The sequence below is a fragment of the Streptomyces alkaliterrae genome (assembly GCF_007097205.2).
Classification (GTDB): domain Bacteria; phylum Actinomycetota; class Actinomycetes; order Streptomycetales; family Streptomycetaceae; genus Streptomyces; species Streptomyces alkaliterrae.
In genome coordinates this window covers 1-9032 of record NZ_VJYK02000228.1, presented here as the reverse complement: position 1 = coordinate 9032, position 9032 = coordinate 1, and the positions used below count along the sequence as shown (strand labels likewise).

Annotated in this window: 9 protein-coding genes; 4 read left to right on the top strand and 5 right to left on the bottom strand. The window is 72.7% G+C overall.

Translation table 11 applies throughout. From position 1 onward, the window contains the following. Positions 1-720: carbonic anhydrase (locus FNX44_RS19385; RefSeq protein ID WP_228450021.1), on the top strand; the 720-nt coding region annotated here is incomplete at its 5' end. Between the two features lie 77 nt (positions 721-797). Here the strand turns inward: FNX44_RS19385 and FNX44_RS19380 are convergent. The 4 genes from FNX44_RS19380 to FNX44_RS19365 all read right to left on the bottom strand — a co-directional run bounded on the left by FNX44_RS19380 (position 798) and on the right by FNX44_RS19365 (position 6361). After that, positions 798-1322 (bottom strand): type III secretion system chaperone family protein, encoded by a 525-nt coding sequence (locus tag FNX44_RS19380; protein WP_143649599.1) that lies wholly within the window; start codon positions 1320-1322, stop codon positions 798-800. Positions 1323-1513: 191 nt separating this feature from the next. Further along, positions 1514-4111, bottom strand: coding sequence for an ATP-dependent chaperone ClpB (gene clpB / locus FNX44_RS19375; RefSeq protein ID WP_143649597.1), 2598 nt, complete (start codon positions 4109-4111; stop codon positions 1514-1516). 250 nt (positions 4112-4361) lie between these two features. Next, complete coding sequence (locus FNX44_RS19370; RefSeq protein WP_143649595.1) at positions 4362-5675, bottom strand: MFS transporter; 1314 nt, start codon at positions 5673-5675, stop codon at positions 4362-4364. Further along, on the bottom strand, positions 5672-6361 hold the full coding sequence (locus FNX44_RS19365) for a GntR family transcriptional regulator (RefSeq protein ID WP_143649593.1): 690 nt from the start codon (positions 6359-6361) through the stop codon (positions 5672-5674). Before FNX44_RS19365 ends, FNX44_RS19370 begins: the two co-directional genes overlap by 4 nt. Positions 6362-6491: 130 nt before the next feature. On the opposite strand from FNX44_RS19365, the gene FNX44_RS19360 reads away from it, so the two are divergent. Both FNX44_RS19360 and FNX44_RS19355 read left to right on the top strand, forming a co-directional pair. Continuing rightward, on the top strand, positions 6492-6707 hold the full coding sequence (locus FNX44_RS19360; RefSeq protein WP_143649592.1) for a type II toxin-antitoxin system VapB family antitoxin: 216 nt from the start codon (positions 6492-6494) through the stop codon (positions 6705-6707). Next, positions 6704-7126, top strand: a complete 423-nt coding sequence (locus FNX44_RS19355; protein WP_143649590.1) for a PIN domain nuclease — start codon at positions 6704-6706, stop codon at positions 7124-7126. The genes FNX44_RS19360 and FNX44_RS19355 overlap by 4 nt, the downstream gene beginning before the upstream one ends. Before the next feature lie 24 nt (positions 7127-7150). Here FNX44_RS19355 and FNX44_RS19350 read toward each other — a convergent pair whose 3' ends face one another. Further along, positions 7151-8050, bottom strand: coding sequence for an NAD(P)-dependent oxidoreductase (locus tag FNX44_RS19350; protein ID WP_143649588.1), 900 nt, complete (start codon positions 8048-8050; stop codon positions 7151-7153). Between the two features lie 176 nt (positions 8051-8226). On the opposite strand from FNX44_RS19350, the gene FNX44_RS19345 reads away from it, so the two are divergent. Then, on the top strand, positions 8227-9032 hold an 806-nt coding region (locus tag FNX44_RS19345), incomplete at its 3' end, for an AfsR/SARP family transcriptional regulator (RefSeq protein WP_143649586.1).

Below are 9032 nucleotides of genomic sequence, written 5' to 3'. Positions count from 1 at the left end.
GTCGACGGGCGGGCCGGGACCGACCGTCGGACGGTGCTGAGGGCGGCGGTGGGCGGGACGGCCGCCGCCGGGGCGGTGTTGACGTTCGGCGGCTCGGCGCTGGCCGCGCCGGGCGGCGGCGGTTTGGGGGTGCGGCCGGAGACGCCACAGGCCGCGCTGCGTGAGTTGGCGCGCGGCAACCAGCGCTGGCGCAGCCTGCGCCAGCGGCATCCGCACGAGAACCGGCACATCAGACAGGTGCTGGTCTCCGGGCAGCGGCCGTTCGCGCTGATACTCGGCTGCATCGACTCCCGGGTGCCGCCGGAGCTGGTCTTCGACCAGGGGCTCGGGGACCTGATGACGGTCCGATCGGCGGGCGGTGTGCTGGACGAGGCGGTGCTCGGCAGCGTCGCCTACGGGGTGCTGGAGCTGGACATCCCGTTGGTGCTCGTGCTGGGGCACCAGTCGTGCGGCGCGGTGGCGGCGGCCGTGCACGCCGAGGAGACCGGCGAGAAGCTGCCGGCGCACATCCAGTACGTCGCCGAGCAGATCTTCCCGGCCATCGACCACTCGCAGCACGGCGCTGCCCGGGTGGACGCGACGGTGAGCGCGAACGCCCGGCGGGTGCGGGACGCGCTCGCGGCCGAGCCGGACCTGGCGGCGCGTGTCGCGGCCGGTCGGCTGGCGGTGGTGGCCGCGCGCTACGAGCTGCGCGACCAGTTCGTTCACCGGTTGGGGTGAGACGTCGGGCGGCGGACGCACCGCGCGCCCGGCCTGGCGGGCCGGGCGCGCGGGGGAGGTCGGTGGGACGAGGCGCTTCAGGCCTCGTCGGAGTCGGAGCCGGACTCGGCGTCCTTCTCCAGTCCCAGCGTCTCCACGAGCCACTTGTCGAACTCGATCGAGGCCCGCACCCAGCTGACCGTGCTGGACACGAAGTGCTCCAGGGCCACGCCCATGCCGATCAGCATCTGCGCCTCGCCGATGAGGCGGACGGTGCCGTCGTCGTGGGTGTGGCTGTAGACCTTCGGCCACAGGGTGCGGCGGTTCCAGTCGTCGGTCGCCTCGAGGAGCTTGACCTTGTCCTCGATGGCGTGCGGCCGGTCGTAGAACGTACGGACCGAGAAGACCTGCTGCTCGTCCTCACCACGGAACATGAAGTACGTGCGGAACTCCTCCCACGGCGCGGCGAGGTCGCCCTCGTCGTCCACGACGTACTTGAGTTCCATCTGCTCCAGGAGCTGCTTGACCAGCTCCTGGTCCGGGATGACCGGTCCTGCCGGGCCTCCCTGCGGCTGCGGCTGCTGGCCCCCGAAGTTCGGAATCGAGGACGGGTCGATGCTCACGTAGGTGTTCCCTTCGTACGGCTTCGCCCATCCTCCCTCACCCCCGCCCCGTCCTGGCAAGCCCGGCACGGCCCGGCGCGCGGACGGCCCGGTTCCGCTCCCGGGGCGGGGAGGGGACCGGGCCGTGCCGGGCGCTCCGGGACGGGTCGGTCGCGGACGAGTCGGTCGCGGACGGGTCGGTCGCGGACGGGTCAGTCGCGGACGGGGCTGACGCTCAGCCCCTCCCGTCCGGCCTCGGGGACGTCGACCCGCACGGTGTCGCCGTCGCGGATCTCGCCGGAGAGGATCTCCCGCGCCAGTTGGTCGCCGATGGACGTCTGCACGAGCCGGCGCAGCGGCCGGGCGCCGTACGCGGGGTCGTTGCCCTCGACTGCGAGCCAGTGCAGCGCGGCCGGGGTGACGTCGAGGGTGAGCCGGCGGTCGGCGAGGCGGCGCTGGAGGCTGTCGATCTGGAGGCGGGCGATCCGCTCCAGTTCCTCCGAGTCGAGCGCGGAGAAGACGACCAGGTCGTCGAGCCGGTTCAGGAACTCGGGGCGGAAGGCGGTCCGCACCGCCACGAGCACCTTCTCCCTCTGCTCCTCCGGTTTGGCGAGGGGGTCGAGCAGGTGCTGGCTGCCGAGGTTGGAGGTGAGGATGAGGATGGTGTTGCGGAAGTCGACCGTCCGGCCCTGGCCGTCCGTCAGTCGGCCGTCGTCGAGCACCTGGAGCAGGATGTCGAAGACCTCGTGGTGGGCCTTCTCCACCTCGTCCAGCAGGACGACCGTGTACGGGCGGCGGCGGACCGCCTCCGTCAGCTGGCCGCCCTCCTCGTAGCCGACGTAGCCGGGCGGCGCGCCGACGAGGCGGGCCACCGAGTGCTTCTCGCTGTACTCGCTCATGTCGATGCGGACCATGGCCCGCTCGTCGTCGAAGAGGAAGTCGGCGAGCGCCTTGGCCAGCTCGGTCTTGCCGACGCCGGTGGGGCCGAGGAAGACAAACGAGCCGGTGGGCCGGTCCGGGTCGGAGACGCCCGCGCGGGAGCGCCGCACCGCGTCGGAGACGGCCCGTACGGCCTCCTCCTGCCCGATGAGCCGCCGCCCGATCTCCTCCTCCATGCGCAGCAGCTTCTGCGTCTCGCCCTCCAGCAGCCGGCCGGCGGGGATGCCCGTCCAGGAGGCGACGACGTCGGCGATGTCGTCCGGGCCGACCTCCTCCTTGACCATCGTGTCCCGGGCGGCCTCCTGCTCCGCCTCGGCGGCGGCCTCCAACTGCCGCTCCAAGGAAGGGATCTCGCCGTACAGCAGCTTGGAGGCGGTGTCGAAGTCGCCGTCACGTTCCGCACGTTCGGCCTGGCCGCGCAGGTCGTCCAGGCGTTCCTTCAACTCGCCGACTCGGTTGAGGGACTGCTTCTCCTTCTCCCAGCGGGCGGTGAGCTGCCGCAGCTCCTCCTCGCGGTCGGCGAGGTCCCGCTTGATCTTGGCGAGGCGTTCCTGGGAGGCGACGTCCGACTCGTTGGCCAGCGCCAGCTCCTCCATCCGCATCCGGTCCACCGAGCGCTGGAGCTCGTCGATCTCCACGGGCGAGGAGTCGATCTCCATGCGCAGCCGACTGGCGGCCTCGTCGACGAGGTCGATGGCCTTGTCGGGGAGGAAGCGGGAGGTGATGTAGCGGTCGGAGAGCGCGGCGGCGGCGACCAGCGCGCTGTCCGCGATCTGCACCTTGTGGTGCGCCTCGTAGCGCCCTTTGAGCCCGCGCAGGATCGCGATGGAGTCCTCGACGGACGGCTCCGCGACGAGCACCTGCTGGAAGCGCCGCTCCAGCGCCGGGTCCTTCTCGATGCGCTCGCGGTACTCGTCGAGCGTGGTGGCGCCGACCATGCGCAGCTCGCCGCGCGCCAGCATCGGCTTCAGCATGTTCCCGGCGTCCATCGCGGAGTCCCCGCCGGCGCCCGCGCCGACGACGGTGTGCAGCTCGTCGATGAAGGTGATGATCCGGCCCTCGCTGGACTTGATCTCCGCCAGCACCGTCTTCAGCCGCTCCTCGAACTCGCCCCGGTACTTGGCCCCGGCGACCATCGCGCCGAGGTCCAGCGAGACGAGCCGCTTGCCGCGGAGCGACTCGGGTACGTCGCCCTTCACGATGCGCTGGGCCAGCCCCTCGACGACGGCCGTCTTGCCGACACCCGGCTCGCCGATGAGGACGGGGTTGTTCTTGGTACGCCGGGACAGCACCTGCACGACCCGCCGGATCTCGTGGTCCCGCCCGATGACGGGGTCGAGCCGCCCGTCGCGCGCGGCGGCCGTGAGGTCCGTACCGAACTTCTCCAGCGCCTTGTACGTGCCCTCCGGGTCGGGATTGGTGACCCGCTGGCCGCCGCGGCTGCGCTGGAACGCGTCCAGCAGCTTCTTCGCCGTGGCGCCCTGCTCCTTCAGCAGTTCCCCGGCCTGCCCGCCCTGGGCGGCGACGCCGATCAGCAGGTGCTCGGTGGAGACGTACTCGTCACCCAGCTCCTTCGCACGCTGCGAGGCGTCGGCGAGGACGGCCATGAGTTCCCGGTTCGGCTGGGGCCTGGAGACCGTCGATCCCTGCACCCGGGGCAGCGCGGCCAGCAGCCGTTCCGTCCCCGAACGCAGCGCGGCCTGGTCGGCCTCGACGGCCGCGAGCAGGTCGCGGATGTTCTCGTTGTCCGAGCCCTCCAGCAGGGCGAGCAGCAGATGCGGCGGCGTGATGTCGGGGTGGCCGTCGGTGAGCGCGCGGTTGTTGGCCGCGCTGATCGCTTCGCGGCTCTTGTTGGTCAGCTCGGCTTCCACGGGCGGGTCTCCTCCTCGTTACACCTGGCACCTTGGCACCCATACAGTCCGATGTCCTGCGACTCCAAGAGTACACAAAGCTGAGTCTGTCCGACTCAAGGCGACTCACGAACCTCGTGGTCACCACTTCGAGTGAAACCGGCGCCCCTCGTCGGCAACAGCAGGAACACGCGATCAGGGCCGCTCGGCCCTGTCCGCGGAGCCGAGCGGCCCGCCGCGAGGGGTGGAACACCCCGGTTTGGCCGGTTGCTCAGGCGGGGACGTGGACGGTGGTGACGCGGCTGGCGAAGTGGTGTTCGTGCTCGCGGCGGCGGGCGCGGCGGCGGAGGCGGAGTATCTGGCTGACGCCGAGGGCCTGGAGGAGGAAGACGACGGAGAACGCGACCCGGAAGTCGTCGCCGGTCGCGTCGAGCAGTACGCCGACGCCGAGGAGGGCGGTCATGGAGGCGGTGAAGCCGCCCATGTTGACGATGCCGGAGGCGGTGCCCTGCCGCTCGGGCGGGTTCGCCGGGCGGGAGTAGTCGAAGCCGACCATGGAGGCGGGGCCGCAGGCCCCCAGGACGACGCAGGTGGTGACCAGCAGCCAGGTGGGGGCGGCCCCCGGCCACGCCAGTACGGCGGCCCAGACGGCGGCGGTGGCGCCGACCGTGCCGAGCACGATCGGCGTCCTGGCCTCCTGCCGGCGGGCGACGAGCTGGCCGTAGACGAGGCCGATCGCCATGTTGGACAGCACGATGAGGGTGAGCAGCCCGCCGGCCTCGGCCATCGTGCGGTCCTGGTCTCGGACGAGGAACGGCAGCCCCCAGAGGAGCAGGAACAGCATGGCCGGGAACTGCGTGGTGAAGTGCGCCCACATGCCGAGGCGGGTGCCGGGCTCGCGCCAGGCCTCGCCGATCTGGCGGCGGACGTAGCCGGGGCCGAGGTGCGCGGTGGTCGGCGGCGGGTGCCCTTCGGGGCGGTCGCGGAGGACGGTCAGTACGAGCAGCAGCACCACGAGGCCGCCGACGGCGCTGCCGGCGAACGTCGGGGTCCAGCCGAACGCGGCGAGCACCCGGGCCAGCACGAGTGTGGTGACGAGGTTGCCGGCCATTCCGATGAGCGCGGCGATCTGCGCGATCAGCGGCCCGCGCCGGGCGGGGAACCACTGGGAGCCGAGTCGCAGCACGCTGATGAACGTCATCGCGTCGCCGCAGCCGAGCAGCGCGCGGCAGGCGAGCGCCGCCGGGTAGGAGTCGGCCAGCGCGAAGCCGAACTGTCCGATGGTGAAAAGCGTGACGCCGAGGGTGAGGGTGCGTCTGGCGCCCCAGCGGTCGACGAGCAGGCCGACCGGTATCTGCATGCCCGCGTAGACGAGGAGTTGGAGGATGGAGAAGGTGGACAGCGCGGAGGCGTTGACGGCGAACCTGTCGGCGGCCTCCAGCCCGGCGACGCCGAGGCTGGTGCGGTAGGTGACGGCGACGAAGTAGACGGCGACGCCCACGCCCCAGACCAGGATCGCGCGTCGGCCGCCCGGCGGGTCGCCGGGCAGCCGGGTCGGGGCTGCGAGCGGTTCGCGGCCGCTCATCGGGCGGCGTCGCCGTGCAGCAGCCGGCGCACGGAGCTGACGTGCCGGTGCACGGCGGCGACGGCGGCGTCCGCGTCACCGTCCTGGAGCGCCCGCAGTATCTCGCCGTGTTCGGCGATGTTGCGTTCGACGCGTTCGGGGTGGGCGTGCATGACGGCGACGCCCATCCGCAGCTGGCGGTCGCGCAGTTGGTCGTAGAGCCGGGTGAGGATGCGGTTGCCGGTGGCCTCGACGAGCGTCGCGTGGAAGCAGCGGTCGGTGACCGCCACCTGGGCGAGGTCGCCGGCGGCGGCCTGCTGCTTCTGCCGCTCCAGCAGCTCGGTCAGCCGTTCGACGAGCCCGGCGGGGACGGGCACGGCCCGGCGCGCGGCGTGCTCCTCGACCAGCAGCCGCGTCTCCACGACGTCGGCGATCTCCTGCGCGGAGACGGGAAGGACCAGCGCGCCCTTCTTCGGATAGAGCTTGAGCAGGCCCTCCACCTCGAGGCGCAGCAACGCCTCCCTGACCGGGGTGCGGGAGACGCCGACGGCCTCGGCGAGCTCACCCTCGGTGAGCAGTTCCCCGCCCTCGTAGCGGCGGTCGAGGACCGCCTGCTTGACGTGCCGGTAGACGCGCTCGGCGGCGGGCTGGCCGCGCGCGGGCGAGGCGGCGCTGGAGGTGTGGGCTGCGGCGGCGGCTGGGCACATGCCGACACCATAGATACAACAGGTATGCGGAAGGAACACGTATCCACGATCCGGACCGGGCCCGGAAGCGGATTCGGGCTACCTGACGGATATCTTCGATGCCATACTTGATGCATAGAAGGGAGCATCCATGAGTCGCACTGTGATCGACATCGACGACGAGCTGCTGTCCGATGTGGCCCAGGCCCTGGGCACCGGCACGAAGAAGGAGACGGTCAACACCGCCCTGCGCGAGGTCCTGGAGAGCCGACGGAGAGCCCTCGCGCTGGCCCGGCTACGCTCGGCGTCGGCTGACGGCGCCTTCGACCTGAGCCTCTTCGAGAACAAGCGCGACTACCGTCGATGAACGCCGCGCAGTTCCTGATCGACACCAGCGCGCTGGCGCGCTTCATGCACACCGACGCTGAGCAGTACGGCTGGGACCAGGCGGCTGCGGCAGGGCTCATCGCGACGTGCCCGATCACCGATCTGGAGTTCTTCCACAGCGCCCGGTCAGCAGCCGACCGCGCCCAGGGCGTCGAGGGCCTGCGCCTGGTGTTCGGATGGGTACCCGTCGACGACCGCGCGTACGACCGTGCGTGGCAGGTGCAGGAGGCGCTCACCAGGCAGGGCCGGCACCGTAGTGCCGGCCCTGTGGACCTGGTGGTGGCCGCCACGGCGGAGCTTCAGGGCCTCACGCTGTTGCACCGGGATCGGGACTTCGAGTGCATCGCGGCGGTCACCGGGCAGCCCCTCCAGTGGTACGGCCCCGAGGCCGGGAAGTAGACCGGGCGGGCGCTGCGCCGCGCGTCAGCCCTGTCGGAGGTGGTCGGCGGTGCGGCTGAAGGCGTGGGTGCCCTGGCCGGCGGCGAGGGCGCGGGTGGTGAGGCGGAGTGCGGCCGCCGCGGCGCCCGGGTCGAGGCGGTGGTGTTCGGCGACGTGCACGATGTGCTCGAAGGTGGCGTGCGCCGAGGCGATCGTGCTCTCGTCGCCCGGGTGGTCGCCGGCGTCGACGTTCCGTGCGAACTCGTCGAGGAGGGTCGGCATGAAGCCGAGGATGCCCTGGGCGAAGGGCGCGATGTCCTCGGCGCTGACGCCCTCGGCGCGGGCGAGCGCGAGGGCGTGCGTGTAGCCGCTGGTCATCGTCCAGAAGAAGTCCAGCAGGGCGACGTCGTGGGCGGCGGCCCGGCCCGGTTCCGCGCCCAGGTAGGCGGCGGTGCCGCCGAGCGCGGCGAAGGTGCGCCGGTGCCGCTCGAAGAGGTCCGCCGGGCCGCTGTAGAGGACCACCGCGTCGGCGGTGCCGATGAGCGGGACGGGGCTCATGATCGCCCCGTCCAGGTACTCCACCCCGTGTTCGCGCGCCCATTCGGCGGTGGCGCGGGCGCGGTCGGGGGTGTCGGCCGTGAGGTTGACCAGCGTGCGGCCGCGCAGGGCGTCGGCGGCGGGTTCGAGGACGGCGTGCGCGGCGTCGTAGTCGACGACGCAGACGATCACGAGGTCACCGGCGGACACGGCGTCCGCGGGGCTCGCCGCCTCCTTGGCGCCGAGTTCGAGCAGTTCGCCGGCGCGGCCCGGGGTGCGGTTCCAGACGGTGAGGTCGTGGCCGGCGGCCAGCAGGGCCCGGCTGAGGGCCCGGCCCATCGGTCCGAGGCCCAGTACGGTCACGGCGGTGGGGGTGACGGCGGGGTTGTTGGTGGCGGTCTCGCTCATGTCAGTTCTCGTTTCCGGTAGTTGGGGTTCGGTGGTCACGCCGCCCCCCCCCGTTGCGGTGGGGGGCGGCGCACCGACGGCCGTGGCGCCGACCGCTGAGGTGACTGTGCCGCCGCCCGCGCACGAACCGCCGACGGTCCACGCACGGTGTCGGCGGGGCCGGTTACGGTGTGGTCATGCGCTTCGGGGTCCTGGGTCCGGTGACCGTCTGGTCGGCCGACGGTCGGCCCGTCCCGATCCCGGAGCTGAAGGTGCGCACGCTGCTGGCCCTGCTGCTCGCGGAGGAGGGCCGCCCGGTGGGGGTGGGTCGCCTCGCGGAGGCGCTGTGGGGTGCGCGCCAGCCCGGCAACCCGGTGAACACCCTCCAGACGAAGGTGTCGTCGCTGCGCCGCGCGCTGGCCGCCGCCGAGCCGGAGGCGCGGCATCTGGTCACCTTCGGGCCGCCCGGGTACGCGCTGCGGGCGGACGACGTCGACGTCTACCGCTTCCGTGAACTCGCCGCGCGGGCTCGTGGCGAGGACGACGCCCGGCGGCGTGCCGACGGCTACCGGGCGGCGCTCGACCTGTGGCGGGGCCACTCCGCGTACGCGGACTTCGGCGGGGAGGCGTTCGCCGACCCGGTGGCGGCCCGGCTGGAGGAGGAACGCCTCAGCGTCACCGAGGAGTTGGTGGCGGCCCGACTCGCGCTCGGGGAGGCGCCGCGCATCGTCGGGGACACGTCCGCGCTCGTGGCCGCGCATCCGTTGCGCGAACGGCTGTGGGCGGTGCACGTCCGCGCGCTCTACCAGGCCGGACGGCAGGGGGAGGCGCTGGCCGCGCTCACCGAGGTGCGGCGGCGGCTCGCCGACGAACTCGGCGTCGACCCGGGCCCCGAACTGGCCGAACTGCACGGGGCCGTACTCCGCCAGGACCCGTCGCTGACCCCGCGCACGGCGGCGGAAGCGGAAGCGGGAGCGGGGGCAGGAGCGGGGGCAGGAGCGGG